Below are 16,756 nucleotides of genomic sequence, written 5' to 3' on the forward strand. Positions count from 1 at the left end.
TGCCCTATGAAAAAAGTATATGTGCTGCTCTTAGCAGCTATTGCAATGGTATCGTGTAGCGTAGAGCGTCATCCTGAATACATGATGGATGATGATACCATGACTAAAAATATTGATGAGAGTTTTCCATCGCTACTGAATGGATGCTATGGATTCCTGAAAACGTGGTCGGACCCTATGTATCGCTGTGGCGAATATGCTGGAGATAATATCATGATTCGTGGTACTTCGACCGATGCTTTCTATGAGTTTATCTCTTATTCGCGCACTCCTAATAACTACCGATTGCAGAACTTCTGGGATTATAGCTATAAAGTGGTTGCGCAGGCATCTAATATTATCAAGGATATTCCTGAAGGTAAGAGTACAATTACCGATACACAGTTAGGCGAATGCTACTATCTGCGTGGCATGATTTACTTCTATCTCTGTCGTGCATACGGTAGACCATACGCGCAAAACCCTGATACAAACCTCGGTATGCCTATCGTTAACGGTACACCTGACGACCCAGTAAACGCTGTGTTGCCGAATCGTTCAACCGTAAAGGAAACCTACGAACAGGCGATTAAGGACTTAGAGAAGGCGGCTTCGCTGATGACAGAAGACCTGCACAGCGAAGAACGTTGTATCTTTGCTTCTAAAGAGGCTACTTGGGCTATGTTGAGTAGAATCTATCTCTATATGAGTGGAACTTACGAAACGCCTAACACCGCCTACGCTCAGAAGAGTGTTGAGTATGCTACAAAGGTAATCGACTCTGGTAAGTTTAGTCTGTTGAGCCGTAAGGACTATGGCGTTAGCAACACCCTTGAGCCAGAAAACAACCCTGAAAACATCTTCGTGGTGAAAAGAGTTGACTCTGAGTTCCCCGGTTGGGATTATTATTACACCATCGGCGGTATGTATTCAAATATCGGCGGTATGGGTTGGGGCGAAATGTATGCGTCTGGTAAATACCTTGATTTGCTGAACGAGACGGGTCAGAACGACTGGTTTAATAAGAAGTACAGCGATATTCGTGCGCAATTCATTGAGCCACAGTATGTAAAAGACAAGACTGATAAGTACGTCCCTGTCTTCCGTTTCATTAAGAATGTCTATGATGCAAGTGGTAATCAGGTGAATTTCAACTACGTACAGTTGCGCTATACCCGCCACCCAGACAATAGTTTGACTTGCGATACCACTGGAACGGGACACACTACTCCGCTTGTTCTCACACCAATCGACCCTACACAGCGTCTTTACTCGATTAATTATCAGGGACATACCTATCGCGGTGTGCTTGATTATCAGATGAAGCTCAACCGCGTTTATCCTATGTTCTATGTGGTGAAGTGTTCTCGTCAGGGTGGCAAGGAGAATCAGTTGTATTCGCCTATCATCTCTCGTCTTGACGAAATGTATCTCAATCGTGCTGAAGCAAATGTGAAGTTGGGTAATATTGCTAATGCAATGGCTGACGTGAACACGATTCGTGAGCGTGCTATCGTGGGTGGAAGCTATACGAGTGCTCAGTTTACTGCTGCCACAGCAAAGACTTTGGTGGATAAAGAACGTCAGTTAGAGTTGGCGTTTGAGGCAGAGCGCAGCTATGATGTGTTCCGCAATGGCGACACCCTTACACGTCGTTTCCCTGGTCCTCATCAGCCTATGGTTGACATTCCTGCAACCGACTACCGTGTGATTTACTTCATTCCACAGTCGGCTATCAATGCTTATAAGGGCAATCTGGAACAAAATCCAAGTAGTAACTAACACACTTTAGAGAATGACAACCGATGTGTAGCGTGGCTGAAAAGAATCTTCTCAGCCCATACACATCCTGTTGTCCTCTCTTTTCATCAGCCTAATAATAGGGAGGGCTATATCGTTAGCCTTCAACAAAACTCTTGTACCGTTATATTTAAAACCCCAATCGGTTATTAGAGCCTAAACATTTTTTGTTTTATTATCGAGTAGATTGTTTGGCTTTGGAAGTGTGAAGTAAATTTAGGCATAGTCAACTGCTTTTCAAAAGGTGCTTAATTGGACATCAAAAGGGCGTTAGTAAGGGTCTTAAAGAGCATCTTTTACTATCCAACTAATCAAAGAAAATGAAGTAAAATCGAAGTTGGTGTAAACTGACTGACTATGCCTAAATTTACTTCACACTTTTCTGGTTATTGTTACTAAATTGGTTTACACATTTTTTACTTGCTTCCTGAACAGCTTTACACCCCCATGGAAACTTTACTGATTCGCTTTACATAGTCATAAATCTTGACAATGAAGTCTGAACGTGTGTAGCACATGTTCAAAGTTAGTATTTTTCCTTCAACTTACAAAATTTAATACCATGAAACGCACAGAAACCCTTATGCTACATTGCAGTGCTTTTCTCTCATTTGTCTTGGCGTAAGCATGCCGTTGCTCATATGGGGTCTCTTATTGTTGTAGAAGTCTATGATACCAGCAATAGTGCATCGTGCATCATCGAGGTTCTTCGGTCGTTTCATGTGGTAGAGCCACTCTTGCTTTATTATTCCGTTCACTCTTTCGGCGATTGCATTATCTGTAGGGTTGTAGTCTTCAGTCATGCTTATGCCCGAGTGTATACTCTCCAGCCTTGCCACGTAGGCGTTGCTGCAGTATTGAACCCCACGATCAGAGTGGTGCGTCATCAGCGAGAGATTCATACCCTGTGAATGTTCTATTGCCATGTCTAGGGCAGCAAGCGTATTGACAGCCTGCAGACTGTCAGAAAGCTTCCATCCGATTATCTCATGAGTGAATGCATCGGTTATGAGGTGAAGATAGACCACACCATCCTCAGTATCTATATATGTGATGTCTGCTACCCAGAGTTGTGCAGGACGTGTAAGAACCATTCCTTTTGCCGTGTTCTTATACTTGAAATAGTTGTGATTGGAGTTCGTGGTGTGGCGACATCTGGATGGCTTCAGCATAAGGTGATGCTTGTGCATTAGCTGGTAGAACCTGTCGCGCCCAAGCATTAAGCCAGGATAGATATCCATAAGCATGTGCAAAAGTTTCTTTGCACCTATTCGAGGAGCATCTGCACGAACATCCATTACTGCACGTACGACAATTTTCTCAGTAAGTTTACGATGCTCCCTCTTCTCTTTACTCACAGAGTAATAGCCTTCACGAGTCTTGCCAAACAGTCCACTCAGCAGCCCAATTGATAAACAAGGGTTGCTGACTCGAAGGCTGTCTACTGCTTGGCGCCAGCTTTTTTTAGCAAATCCTCACCATATTCCTTACTGCTTATCTCTATGACTTTCATCAAACCTTGATTGCGAAGTTCAGAATACTCCAAAGCTTTCTTCAAATTCGATACTTGTTCTTCAAGCTCTTCCTCACGAGTTAGAGGGACTTTCTCCATAGCTTTCTTACTACGCATAGCTTTTACTTTAGTAATAATATCATGCGACAAAGATAGCTTTTTTTCATCTAAATCATACTTTTTTTGCCATTGATAAAAGCTGGCACTATTAATGCCGTACTTACGACAGATGAAATTAATTGACACTTCTGATGAGTAATACTCACGAAGTAAAGTGAGAATAAAGTCCTCACTGAATGTTCTGTGTTTAGAATGTTTACTTCCCATTTTGAATTTTAAATGTTAAAATGATGTGAAGTAAATCTGCTATAAGACAGACTGATAATAAGCAGGAAACGGAACAATTTGCATAAAACTGCCTCTTTCAAAAAGGGCAGCAATATGCAGATTTAGGCAGAAGTTCAGTTACCAGAACGTTACCCGATTCTAGCATAGGTAACGATGGAGTAATATTCGGTAACTGAATTATTTTCGCTCGTGTGGCTGTTGCTTCGGTCGGCAGTTTTCTGCGTAAGTGAGGAACGCTTTAATTCGGGTAACTTTGCCCACAGAAATTAAAGCGTATGAAACAAGGAAAAATGAAGGTGTTGCTCTACCTCAAAAAGAGCGGTCTTGACAAGTCGGGCAAAGCCCCGATTATGGGGCGGATAACCATCGACCGTTCCATTGCCCAGTTCAGTTGCAAACTCTCCTGCAATCCCGATTTGTGGAATCCCCGTGAGAGCCGAATGGACGGAAAGAGCCGTGAGGCGGTGGAAGTGAACAGCAGGTTGGAAAACCTGTTGCTGTCCGTTCAGTCTGCTTATCAGTCCCTGCTCTCCAAAGGATGCCCGTTTGACGCAACCGATGTGAAGGAGCAGTTTCAGGGCAGCGTGCAGACACGGTGCATGCTCATCGAAAGGCTGGACATACTCATCAAGGAAAAAGAAAACCATGTAGGTATAGACATCAAGGAAGGAGCCATACACGGCTACCACTCCACCCGGATACATTTACAGAAGTTTATTCAACGGAAGTACAAGGTTTCGGACTTGGCATTCTCGCAACTTACAGAGGATTTTATCCATGAGTTCCAGCAGTATTTCTTAGGTGAGTGTGGTTTTCAGGAAAGCACGTTCTATAATGTAGCCACGCATTTGAAGACGGTATGCAGATTGGCATACCGTGAGGGATTGGCAGACACGCTCCTTTTTGACAAGGTTAAGATATCAAAGGGCAACAAGAAACTCCCCAAGGCACTCGACAAGGAAGCGTTGGAAAAGCTGAAGGCTCTCTGCTTTGAGGATTTGGAGGAAGAAATGGAAACGGCAAGGGACATATTCCTCTTTGCCTGCTATGTTGGTGCAGCCTATTGCGACCTGATGGAACTGAGCAAGTCCCACCTTGTCCGTGATGATGAAGGCAAAATGTGGCTGAAATTCAACCGCCACAAGACAGGCGTACCCTGCCGTATCAAGTTATTGCCCGAAGCCATTAGGCTGATAGAGAGGTTTCACTGCGATGAAAGGGAAACACTGCTTCCCTATATCAAGTACAAGAGCTATCAGACCTGTCTGAAAGCCCTGCGGCTTCGTGCAGGCATATCGTTTCCATTTACCACTCATACCGCAAGGCACACCTTTGCAACACTCATCACGCTTGAACAGGGTGTGCCTATTGAAACGGTAAGCAAGATGCTGGGACATTCCAACATAAGCATGACGGAACGCTATGCCAAAGTAACTCCACTGAAACTTTTTGAGGAGTTCGACCTTTTCCTCTCTTTTACAGGTGATATGCAGCTGACTATCTAACGATAAAGTCTCATCATCTTATTTTTTTTCATCCAATCAATCAAAACATTAAAGCATCAAGACAATGAGAAGTACATTCAAGATAATGTTCTATATCAACAGACAGAAAATTAAGGCAGATGGCAATACCGCCATTCTATGCCGTATCACCATAGACGGAAAAAGCACAACCATTACCACGGGCGAAGAATGCAATCCCTCCGAGTGGAACACCAAGCAGGGCTTGACGACAGACAGGAAAACCAATCAAAGACTCCATGAGTTCAGGGAAATTGTGGAAAAGACCTATCAGGATATACTGACAAGGGACGGAGTGGTAAGTGCTGAACTTATCAAGAACCACCTGCAAGGCATAACAGAGAATCCGTCAACCCTCCTTGCCATGAGCAGGGCGGAGCTGCAAGCACTCAAGGAAAGCGTTGGAAAGTCAAGGGCGGAGGGAACTTATCTGAATCTGTCCCATTCTGACAAGAACCTCCGTGAGTTTGTGGAAGATAAAGGATTGCAGGACATATCCATTTCCACCATTACGGAGGACTTGTTTGAGGAATATCGCTTCTTTCTCAAAAAGCGCGGATTAAAGGGAACGACCATCAACAACTATCTCTGCTGGCTGAGCAGGCTGATGTTCCGTGCGGTCAGCAAGAGGATTATTCGCTGCAATCCTTTTGAGCATGCCAAGTATGAGAAAGAAGAAAAGAAGATACGCTTCCTGCAAAAGAGTGAAGTTGCTAAACTTGCGACAATGAAAATGAATGACAGCGAGGCGGAATTGGCAAGGCTGATGTTCGTCTTTTCCTGTCTTACGGGACTGGCAATCGCTGATATGGAAACTCTGCAATATGGGCATATCCAAACGGCAGCGGGCGGGAGGAAGTATATCCGAAAGGAACGTCAAAAGACAAAGGTGGAGTTCGTTGTGCCGCTGCATCCAATAGCGGAGGCCATTATCCGCCATTGTTGGGAAGAACAGGAGGGAAACGAAGAACTGCAGACGGTGAAAGAAAAAGGCGACAGCCTTGTCTTCCCCCGTAGTTGCAGCCGTAGCGTAATGGGCAAGAACCTGTGCATTGTGGGCAAGGCTTGCGGTATCAGAGAACGGTTGTCCTATCATATGGCAAGGCACACTTTCGGTACAATGAGTTTAAGTGCAGGAATACCCATTGAGAGCATTGCCAAGATGATGGGGCACGCCTCCATATCAAGCACGCAGATTTACGCGCAGGTGACGGACAGGAAGATTTCGGAGGATATGGACAGGCTCATTGCCAAGCAATCTGCAAAAGAGAAAGAAATTGCGGAGAGAGAGGCTTGTGAACCTTCGGATTTTGCAACCTGTAAAATGGAGGAAACGGCATGAAAGCAAGCAATAATTCAAAGAGCAAAAATAGCACGTACAATCATCGCAGTTACTTTGATTGGGGGAGTAATATGCAGGTTGTCCACAAGGGTAAAGGCGAGATTGCCATGACGGAGGGAGAACTTGCGAGGTTCTTCGGTGTGACGTGGAGAAAACTCAATCATAGGCTTCAAGCGATAATAAAATCTTCCAACTTGCATCCCGATGAAAGGGGTGCAGGCCAAGAAGAAGTTATCAATGGTAGAGAGTGTGTTGGTTATTCATCACTTTATCCGCTCTCAACAATCATTGCCCTGTCCTTTCTATTGGACAGCATGGAAGCGCATTTATTCAGAAAGTACATCAGTAGAAGATTGCAGACAGAGTCTGCCATTGTAACGCCAATCTTCCTGTTAGGCAATACCAAGAACTAATGAATATATTTCCTTTTTCTTTCACCGATTATATCTTACTACATTACTACAATAAGAGTTAAAGCGGTGAAAGAGAAAGGATTAACGTGTAGTTGGCTGCTCAAAATAATTGTACTACGCAGTAACTACATTTGCCTTTCTTCTTTCACTGCTTCATTACGGTTAAAAAGGGAATTATATGCTATTTGTTATTTGCTTGACTATCCTCTGGAGCACGCTTTCATTGCTTATAAGTATAGATGCCGTGCCCACCATTCCGCTGATAATTTTATACCTGCAATCCGTTATCCTTACCTGTGCCGTGAATACGCTGCCTTCTGCCGTTTGTCGGGGTGTATGCGATGTGGCTGTTATTACACCATTTGCAACTCCGTATGTTTCTGCATCGTAACCCTCAACTTCGATGTTCGCTGTCATTCCTCTTGCTATCGTATTCACGTATTTATAGGGAACGGTTATTGTGCCTTGATGGGCATTTGTCATCTGCACCTTTGCACTGATGGTTTCGGGATAAGGTATAAAATATGCGCCCACCAATAGTCCCAATATCACAATGGTGATTATCGTGATACCATAACGGACAATCCTTGACGGTATCTCGCCAATGATATGCCTTACTTTCTCGCTGCGGAGTTCTATCTCGTTGTCTGCCATAATATTCCTTTCTGCTGTTAGTTGCCTAATTCTAACTGATTTTTTACGAGGTTATAGTATGCACCCCGCTTTGCTGTGAGTGCTTCGTGGTTGCCAATTTCTACCACCTTGCCTTTATCCAATACCACTATCTGATCAGCATTCTTCACCGTACTTAGGCGGTGTGCCACGATAACCACCGTCTTGCCTTTGTAGAACTCATCAAGATGTTCTACTATCATACGCTCATTGTTGGCATCGAGCGAGTTGGTGGCTTCGTCAAGAAAGATATAGTCGGGATTCTTATACACTGCCCTTGCTATCAGGATACGCTGTTTCTGTCCTTGACTCAAACCAACGCCATCGCGACCGATCTTAGTGTTGTATTTTAAGGGCAGTCCCATTGCATAGTCATGAATACAAGCTATTTCAGCAGCTTTCTGCAATCGCTCCTTGTCAATCTCGCCGTCATCTACGGCAATGTTCCTTGCTATACTCTCGGAGAATATCACACCGTCTTGCATCACCACGCCACATTGCCTGCGCCACCATTTCTTATTAAGTGCGTTTACATCTGTTCCGCCAATAGTTATTTGACCTCCCAATACGGGGTAATAGCCTAACATGAGTTTGATGAGCGTTGTTTTACCGCTGCCCGATGCGCCCACAATGGCTGTTACCTTACCTTTGGGGATAGTGAGACTAACATCATCTATAATAGTTTTCAGTGCGTGAGGGTCGTATTTGAAGTTTACGTTTTCAAGGTCTATGCCTTCGTTTTCTTCTTTCACTGCTGTTTCCAATCCTTGCTTTCCGTTCTCATCATCCATACGGTGGATTTCATTGATACGTTCAAGGCTTATCTTTACATCCTGCACCGAATAGAAGAAACTCATCAACTGCTCGACAGGTGAGTTGAGTTGCCCAATGATATACTGCACGGCAAGCATCATACCCAGCGTGAGTTGTCCATGAATGACGGCTGTTGCTGCGACCACCGTGATGACGATGTTTTTCAGTTCATTGATGAAGATGCTGCCTGCCTCTTGTGTCTGTTGGAGTTTCAACGATTTCATCTGCACTCCAAAGAGGTCTGCCTGCACGTCCTCCCATTCCCAGCGTCTGCGCTGCTCGCAGTCTTGGAGCTTTATCTCCTGCATGGAGGTGATAAACTCGTAGGTCTTGTTGTTGTTGATGGCTTGCTGCTCAAAGAGTTCGTAGTCAAGTACCTTTCTGCGCCTGAGGAAGAGTGCAAGCCAACCGCCATAAAGCAGACTGCCGAGCATGAAGATGGCAAAGACGAGCCAATTATAGGATAGCAGTACGATGCTGAACACCACAAAGGTGAAGAGTGAGAACACGATACTGAGCGTCTGTTGCGTCAGAAACGTGTTCACCCTACTGTGGTCGCCCATACGCTGCATGAGGTCGCCCATCAGTTTGGTATCGAAGAATGACATCGGCAGCTTTAAGAGCTTGATGAAGAAGTCGCTTACCAATGAGATGTTGATGCGCAGCGAGATGTGCAGCAACAGCCAACGGCGAATAAAGTCGATGGCAGTACGGCTCACGGTAAGCATCAGTTGTCCTAAGAGTATCAGCCATATAAAACCGATATTCTGGTTTTTGATGCCCACATCCACGATAGACTGGGTGAGGAAAGGCAGAATAAGCTGTAACAAACTGCCCACGAGCAAACCTAAGACAATCTGCCCGAAGTACTTGCGATATTGCTTGATGTAGCCAAAGAGGAATCTGAACGAGCGTTCCTCTGTTGGCTGTTCCTCCATCTGCTTTTCATAAAATGCTGGTGTGGGTTCCAAGAACATGACTATTCCTTTCTCCTCACCGTCCGATTGAGTGCTGACCCAATGCTTCTTAAATACTTCGAGGTCGTATTTTACATGCCCTTTTGCAGGGTCTGCAATGTAGAATCCGTTCTTTTTAACTTTGTATAGTACAACAAAATGATTTTGGTTCCAATGGAGTAAGCAAGGATAATTTATGTCTTTTATTTGATACAAGCTTGCTTTTCCACATAGCACATCAAAACCTAAGGCTTCTGCCAATTGTTTTAAAGCCTGCATTGAAACACCCTCATTGGTTATAGTACAGGTATTTGATAGAGTTTCAAATGAACACTTTCTACCATAATACTTACAGACCATAGCCATGCAGGCAATCCCACACTGCATGGCGTCATGTTGCCTATAAAAATAAAAGGACATTTATTTTGCTGTGTTGTATTTGGTAAGACCGGAGTCGTTGTCTCTATTATTAATGTTTTTACCCAGATGCCTTCGTGAATTGCCTTTTGACAAAGAATAGACGAAAGTCAGTGCCACAAGATTTTTGAAATTACCCCATCGGGTCTTTTCTACGAAATGGAATGAAGGAGTGTCCGCATAAATCCTGGAAGGATCGGGATTGTAAATGAACATGGCACCCACGGTGATTGCACCTAATTTATAGGTAAGGGATGCGTTCGCATTATACCCAATCTTCTCAAAGACATCACCTTCAACAGTGGTCATCGGTAGATTGTGGTTGGTAATGAACTGCCACTTGCCTGCCACCACCTGACAAGAGATTCCGACATTGTTCAGATTGTGGTTGACACGCTGATTAGGCGTATTGTATTTGGAAGACAGATAGTTATAGTAAGGCTGCAAAGTTAGCCAGGAGAAAGGTCTGCAACTCAGAACAAGCGATGCGCCATACTCGTTGACATGGCGGATGCCCACAATCTGGTTCACGAAGTCCGAACCGTCAGCGGAAACAACTGTCATATTCTTGCTGGGATAGTAGGCATGGCTGACGGAAGGTTTGACAAACCAGATATTATTGGCCGACGCATACTGGAAGCTAAGTTCGGTGCGGTAGAAATGGTAGGGCTTCAGACTGCTGTTGCCTTGTAGATAGAATCGTTCATCCACGACGGTACGACTATCTGTGAGCTGACCGACGTTAGGAACCGCAGATGCTATGGACGACGTCAGGCGTAGCGAACTGTGTTTGTGCAGCTGGTAATTAAGAGAAACAGAAGGCCGCATAAGGATGTAGTTGGCTATTGCCTTCGTCGCAGTTCTATATCGGTTGTTCTCCACACCGATTCCCAGGTTGTAGGACAATGCCCCCCATTGATTGGTGTAGTCGGCGTATAGGTATTCCTTTTGCGTATTCACTGTCGACAAATTGGATGCCCCGTCTGTCTGACGCAGGTTTTTGTATTGATAGTAGGCTCCTATCTGTATATTTCCCTGCCACAGTTTGTCAGTATAAAGTGCTTCTGCTATTAGCGAGTAAGACTTGTTGTCGACGACGTTGGTAAACGTTCCCGTTCCCGAGGTGTTTGTTAGATTATTGTTCGAATTGGATTTGAAATAAGTGTTCACCACATTGACCGACAGACTGTTGCCTTTACGGAAGGTGTGTCCGAAGTAGATGTTGGCCGATATGGATGAAAAGTCACTTTGAAGCCTTCTGTGGTTGGCATCTTCCAATGTACCCGTCCGCAAGAGCTGTTGACTGTATTGCTGGGTAGCCGGAAACTTACGATATTCTAAAGTGATATTGAAAAGGTTGCTGTTTTGGAAACGCTGATAGAATAATTGTCCTATGTGGTAGGTACCAGTGTATTTACCCGACAGACCCTTGTAATCGTTCGTCACATCCGGATAGACATAACGGTTTTCCATGGTGTTCCGGTCAAGATGTCTGTAGTCCAGAAAATATGCCGCAGACACCTTGTTGAGCGAATCGCTATAACTGGTGGAAATCAAGTTGGTACCATATCCTGTGGTGATACTGTTTTTGGTGTCGAGATATAGTGAATAGTGCCTTTTGTTGGTGCGCTTAGTCGCTACATCTAATACAGCACCTATCTTCTCATGCGCAAACCTTGCAGGCGGATTGGAATAGTAGTGCAGGGTCTTTATTTCGTCGGCTTTGAGCAGCATCAGTTCACGTACCGACCTCCTGATTCCATCAATCAGCACCAAGACAATTTTACCATCTGCCGTCAGCAGTTCACCGCTGTTTGTTGAAAGTCTGAATTGCGGCAGGCTACTGATGGCCTCCAAAGCGTTGTTTCCCATCTGTCTGGCACGCCTGTCTAACAGGATGATGTCTGCGTTGCCGAAGCTTCTTAGCCCTTGAGCCGACACAGTGACCTCTGAAAGGTTCTGTATGCTTTCTGTCAGCTTGACCACTCCGACATCGCCACGCTTGCACGTTAGCTGTTGTGGCCGATACCCTAAACAAGAGAATTTCAACAGGAACTGTCCGTCTTCGTCTACATTCAAACTGAAGGTTCCTTTTGAATCCGTCAACGTGTGAGCAATGGCTGCCGTGTCAGATAAGCTGGCCAATACGCAGTCAACGCCGGCTAATGGACAGCCAGACGGATCGGTCACCGTACCGTATATCCTGTTCTGTGCGTTGCTGCTTATCAACGAGACTACAAAGGCAAACCATAACGTTGTGAAAATTCTTGCCACCATAATATAAATTATTTACACATTGAATCAATGTAATTTACCATCGAATCTTCCAAATTGATATCCATTCCATCGAATTTACACGCATTTACATATTCATTATCCCTTGGACACACCCCCATACAAATTGGAAGTTGTTTGCATTGTAAGCACCGTTTATTCTCAAAGGATTTCACCTCATATTTTCTGATAAAATCCATGTTCCAAGAAATAGAACCATCGTTTTGAATAATGCCATGAGTTTTGTTCTCATACAAATCATTGCATGCCGTACATTTTATAACATCACCATTAAAATTAATGGCATTATAATACTTACGACTAGCGTAACATGGAACGAAGTTTGTGATAACGTCCAGACGTATTGTGTTATAACCAGATTGTTCAAATAAATTAAGAAGTTCTCCGATGTCTTTATATCTATCTTTCCTTACCTTTTCTTGCCATACTTTTTTGGGGGTAATCGTTATTCTTCCCCGATTAGCCATTGTAATGTGATGGTTGATTTGATCTACTATTTCATAATTTAGATTCTCGTCAGTATAGTTAATTCTCAATAGAATATTAACAGCCTTTGTATTGCTGAGCAATTGGTTGATGTTGTTTAGAACATGATCGAATGCAGAATCACAACCTTTCTGATATTTTACTTTATCATGGTTCTGTTTGGGTCCATCTAATGTAATATGAAACCGCGTCATGCCAAGTTTTTGAATTAATGGAATGTTTTTGGGGAAAATGAAGTAACCATTTGATGTAGCTGTTGTTGAATATTTTACACCTTTTTTCTCACATTCTTTTTGTGCGAATTCACATATTGGCTTTATAATTTGTTTTAAGTACATTAACGGTTCACCACCAAACCATTCGATTTGAAGTGATTCTATATTCTGTACATCAATCATATATTTGATGTGTGTCATCACATTCTCCATTGTACTCTTCGACATTCTTGAAGGTATATGATTTTGTATGCAATACCAACATTTAAAGTTGCAATCCAAGGTTGGTAGAATGATTAACAGATAGTTCTTCTTGTTTACTGAATCACAATATCTTTTCCTAATTATTGAAAGCTCATCAGTATTATCCGGCACAATGAAACCACTTGCTGATAGCTTGTCTTTTAGAACTTTAGGGATGAACTCAATTCTTTCTTTGTCTGTGAGTAGCCTCTCTATTTTTAACCCTAAATCCTTGGGAAGCTTAAAATAAGTGTGTTCAAGCCCATTGTACCAATAAGATTGGTTATTTTGGTATATTATATAGTTATAATTACTTGCTTTCATATATTACCTTAATTCCGCAGCATAAATTCTTGTGAGAACTCCAAGTGTCTGAGAAACAAAGTTCTCAAAACACTTGGATATGTCAGAAATTTCACCTATCTTGGTGCTGCGAACATAACAAGTAAGCAAAAAACTGACATGACAAAGATAGCTATTAAAAACGAGAATATCACTTCTTTCGGAGGAATTTATCACATTATGGACGTTTTCTCAAAGTTAGGCTTTGAAAAACTTACCGAATCTGTATTGGGTAAACGTGGAAGTAGCGGCAAAGCATTCAGCCATGGAAGTATTTTCGGCTCTCTCTTCTTCAGTTACCTTTGTGGTGGAGAATGCCTTGAGGACATCAATGTGCTTATAGGACAGTTCAAGCAGAGACCTGATACGCTATTACCCGGTGCCGACACTGTAGGGCGCGGACTAAAGGAGCTTGCTGAAGAGAACATTATCTATAAGAGCGAAACCTCCGACAAGTCGTATAGTTTCAATACGGCACAGAAGTTGAATACCTTACTTTTACGAATGATACGGAGGATGAGGCTTATAAAGGTGGGTAGTCATGTTGACTTAGACTTTGACCATCAGTTTATTCCAGCCCACAAGTTCGATGCAAAGTATTCCTACAAGCTGGATTTTGGCTATTTCCCTGGTTGGGCTTCCATCGGGGGAATCATAGTCGGAGGTGAGAATCGTGACGGAAACACCAATGTGAGATTCCATCAAGAAGACACGCTCTGTCGCATTATGGACCGTGTAACCTCAGAACTTGGTGTGGTAATAGAGCGTTTCCGTGCTGATTGTGGGTCGTTCTCAAAGGAAATCATCCAAACCGTAGAGTCGCGCTGCAACACGTTCTATATACGTGCAGCCAACTGTGGCAGTCGCTATGAGAACTTCCGACAGTTGAAAGAATGGAAAGGCGTTGAGCTTGGCTACGAGAAATGCGATGTCACCTCCATCAGCATAGACAACCTCATCGAAGGTAAGTCATACAGGCTTGTCGTACAGCGTAGTCCTTTGAAAGACAAGGATGGCAAGCAACAGACGGATATGTTCGGAGTAATATACACATACCGCTGTATCCTCACCAATAACTGGATGTCTACCGAGAAAGACATCATTACATTTTATAATGAGCGTGGAGCAAGCGAAAAGAACTTCGATATACAGAACAATGACTTTGGCTGGTCGCATCTGCCCTTTTCCTTTATGGCTGAGAATATGGTTTTCATGATGGTTACCGCCATGCTGAAGAACTTATATATCTATCTCGTCCGTCATATCAGCGAAAAGGTCAAGCCATTGAAAAAGACAAGCAGGCTGAAAGCCTTTATCCTACATTTTGTCAGCGTGCCAGCAAAATGGGTGCGCACTGGAAGGCAGAACGTTCTGAACCTATATACAAATAAAACCTACTACTCTGAAGTCTTCCTTGAATAAACAGTATTTCTTTGTGGTTATCATATTCCCCATTGGTTTGGGTGGGGGATTTCATGTCTATGCAAGAACCAAGAACCCCAGAAAATCCCCATATCAATGGATAAACCCCAAAAATGTCACTTCAATATATAAAAGTACCTCACAAGGAATAATGCTGCGGAATTGAGGTATTACAATACTTAATTAACATCCCGTAAAAAAATAAAAGAGCCATATCAAGTATGGTAATGAACGATATGGCTCTTAAAGTGTTGAAGTTTCATTATCATCTACCACGAAATACCTTCAGGTACACGTTGAAATGATGTAGAACTGTTCATTAAGCATGTTGTACCCCCGGTTGAGATTGATCTGTCACAATAATAACATCACATCCGCATCCGGCAACATTGTTAGAACATCCTGTCTGAGAGGCTGCCATTTCAGAAGCTCCACCCTTGACTTCAAGCGACTCCATTAAGGATAATTCCTCAACTGAAAAAAGTTTTTGGTTTTTCATTTAATGTAACATTTAATCGCCTTCTTACTGCTTCAGGCATTGCATTCTTTTGTCGTCAAAATTAGAAAAATATATAGTTGAGTTCAAATAATTTCGATGTTTTCTTGCAGGTTTCCTTGCAAAATCATACTTTTGTATGATAATATATAATCTTTCATGTAACATTATATAGTCAAAAAACGTGAACACGTAAAAAACTCCATAGAATGACGATTTTCGATATTTTAAAAGGGTTAAAAGAGGCAGACGACAACACACAGAGTATCCGGAGTCAAGCCACCAGTGATTATTCTCCTTATATAAAAAGTGCCCAAGCTACTGATAGGCTTGGATATGGAAAAATAGTTCTGATTGATTTCTGTCAATATACTTTTCTATATATATCACCATCTATTTTTTCAACTCTACAACAAAAAAGATTTAGAGATAACGGAGGAAGAATTGATAATATACTTGATGAAAGGCAGTTAAGCTATTTGAGCAATATTCTTAAATCGTATTTCGCGTTACAAAAAAACTATGCCCGTATAGAGTCCTCTGTCTTGCATTTTGACTTTTCAATAAATACCTCTTTATGTAAGCAAATGATACATGCCTCGTTGACCCCTTGTTTAGTAATGATAAAAAAATAACTTGGTATTTTTTTCTCTCTCTCCATGAAACCATATAGTTCCATTTCTGGAGTTTTTCATCAATTGAATACACTGCTCAAGACCGATGCCTCGGCTCCGAAAATGTACCAAGTTATTTTTTAATCATTACTAAAAACAAGCTGTGGCGCTTATTTTTTTGAGAAATCCTTGCATATCTCGAAGAATTTCCATATATTTGCCACACATTATATATGTGTATTTTGTAAATGAAATATATGAAACAGTCCTGGCTGTGTAAACAGGAGCGGATACCGAAAAGCTTACGAGTAGGTTTCTTTAAAATAATACAATTATGAAAACGAAAAAACTACTAAGCCACACAAATTATGCAGCTAAAGTTGTTGCTTCAGGTTGTTGCTGTAATTGCAATTCATGTTGCTGCTGCTGGTCACTTTTCTCCTCCAGTGCATCCATGGAACAGGCTGCTGTAGCCTAATAGTAGCCAAATGAGTGTAGCTCGTTTTGAGTCAGCTATTCTCTAAATCATTAAAAACGAGGTTGTTGTGAAATCACACACATATACTACGATTATTAGTTTATGGTACGATTATTCACATTTATCTGTTACGCAGAATGAGATTTTAGCAGTTATTCAAACAACTATCAAAAATCAACAAGTCTGTTTTTGAAGCCAGACTATCTTTCGATTCATCACGAAAGGAAGAAGCGGAAGATAGCTGGTTTCGATTTTACCCATTAAGTAATGATTAAAAAATAACTTGGTACATTTTCGGAGCCGAGGCATCGGTCTTGAGCAGTGTATTCAATTGATGAAAAACTCCAGAAATGGAACTATATGGTTTCATGGAGAGAGAGAAAAAAATA

At 42.5% G+C, this 16,756-nt stretch carries 13 protein-coding genes; 6 read left to right on the top strand and 7 right to left on the bottom strand.

Annotated features, from left to right (window positions below; all coding sequences use genetic code 11):
- Window positions 1-6: 6 nt before the first annotated feature.
- Window positions 7-1,761, top strand: a complete 1,755-nt coding sequence (locus tag J4856_RS04860; protein ID WP_025838731.1) for a RagB/SusD family nutrient uptake outer membrane protein — start codon at window positions 7-9, stop codon at window positions 1,759-1,761.
- Window positions 1,762-2,360: 599 nt separating this feature from the next.
- Here the strand turns inward: J4856_RS04860 and J4856_RS04865 are convergent.
- On the bottom strand, window positions 2,361-3,137 hold the full coding sequence (locus J4856_RS04865; protein WP_025840004.1) for an IS3 family transposase: 777 nt from the start codon (window positions 3,135-3,137) through the stop codon (window positions 2,361-2,363).
- Window positions 3,138-3,220: 83 nt separating this feature from the next.
- The gene (locus J4856_RS04870; RefSeq protein ID WP_025840005.1) at window positions 3,221-3,619 is read right to left on the bottom strand and encodes a transposase; all 399 of its coding nucleotides are present in this window, start codon (window positions 3,617-3,619) and stop codon (window positions 3,221-3,223) included.
- Between the two features lie 296 nt (window positions 3,620-3,915).
- On the opposite strand from J4856_RS04870, the gene J4856_RS04875 reads away from it, so the two are divergent.
- The 3 genes from J4856_RS04875 to J4856_RS04885 all read left to right on the top strand — a co-directional run bounded on the left by J4856_RS04875 (window position 3,916) and on the right by J4856_RS04885 (window position 6,918).
- Window positions 3,916-5,145, top strand: a complete 1,230-nt coding sequence (locus tag J4856_RS04875; RefSeq protein WP_008449768.1) for a site-specific integrase — start codon at window positions 3,916-3,918, stop codon at window positions 5,143-5,145.
- Between the two features lie 64 nt (window positions 5,146-5,209).
- Entirely contained in the window at window positions 5,210-6,505 is a 1,296-nt protein-coding gene (locus J4856_RS04880) for a site-specific integrase (protein WP_008449741.1), read from the top strand.
- Window positions 6,502-6,918, top strand: a complete 417-nt coding sequence (locus tag J4856_RS04885; RefSeq protein WP_025839922.1) for a hypothetical protein — start codon at window positions 6,502-6,504, stop codon at window positions 6,916-6,918. Before J4856_RS04880 ends, J4856_RS04885 begins: the two co-directional genes overlap by 4 nt.
- A 174-nt stretch (window positions 6,919-7,092) precedes the next feature.
- Here J4856_RS04885 and J4856_RS04890 read toward each other — a convergent pair whose 3' ends face one another.
- The 4 genes from J4856_RS04890 to J4856_RS04905 are packed head-to-tail and all read right to left on the bottom strand — an operon-like array spanning window position 7,093 to window position 13,339.
- Complete coding sequence (locus tag J4856_RS04890) at window positions 7,093-7,572, bottom strand: hypothetical protein (RefSeq protein WP_008449756.1); 480 nt, start codon at window positions 7,570-7,572, stop codon at window positions 7,093-7,095.
- A 17-nt stretch (window positions 7,573-7,589) separates the two neighbouring features.
- Window positions 7,590-9,779 (bottom strand): peptidase domain-containing ABC transporter, encoded by a 2,190-nt coding sequence (locus tag J4856_RS04895; protein WP_008449702.1) that lies wholly within the window; start codon window positions 9,777-9,779, stop codon window positions 7,590-7,592.
- Complete coding sequence (locus J4856_RS04900) at window positions 9,780-12,053, bottom strand: TonB-dependent receptor (protein ID WP_009012961.1); 2,274 nt, start codon at window positions 12,051-12,053, stop codon at window positions 9,780-9,782.
- A gap of 8 nt (window positions 12,054-12,061) precedes the next feature.
- Complete coding sequence (locus tag J4856_RS04905; RefSeq protein ID WP_008449654.1) at window positions 12,062-13,339, bottom strand: radical SAM/SPASM domain-containing protein; 1,278 nt, start codon at window positions 13,337-13,339, stop codon at window positions 12,062-12,064.
- A 138-nt stretch (window positions 13,340-13,477) separates the two neighbouring features.
- Here J4856_RS04905 and J4856_RS04910 point away from each other — a divergent pair, with 138 nt between their 5' ends.
- The gene (locus tag J4856_RS04910) at window positions 13,478-14,779 is read left to right on the top strand and encodes an IS1380 family transposase (protein WP_065367821.1); all 1,302 of its coding nucleotides are present in this window, start codon (window positions 13,478-13,480) and stop codon (window positions 14,777-14,779) included.
- A gap of 319 nt (window positions 14,780-15,098) precedes the next feature.
- Here the strand turns inward: J4856_RS04910 and J4856_RS04915 are convergent, their stop codons facing one another.
- On the bottom strand, window positions 15,099-15,278 hold the full coding sequence (locus tag J4856_RS04915) for a hypothetical protein (protein WP_009012962.1): 180 nt from the start codon (window positions 15,276-15,278) through the stop codon (window positions 15,099-15,101).
- A gap of 206 nt (window positions 15,279-15,484) precedes the next feature.
- Between J4856_RS04915 and J4856_RS04920 the strand changes: the two genes are divergently transcribed.
- Entirely contained in the window at window positions 15,485-15,910 is a 426-nt protein-coding gene (locus J4856_RS04920; protein ID WP_019036535.1) for a hypothetical protein, read from the top strand.
- Window positions 15,911-16,756 lie beyond the last annotated feature (846 nt).

The organism is Prevotella scopos JCM 17725, assembly GCF_018127785.1.
Taxonomy (GTDB): Bacteria; Bacteroidota; Bacteroidia; order Bacteroidales; family Bacteroidaceae; genus Prevotella; species Prevotella scopos.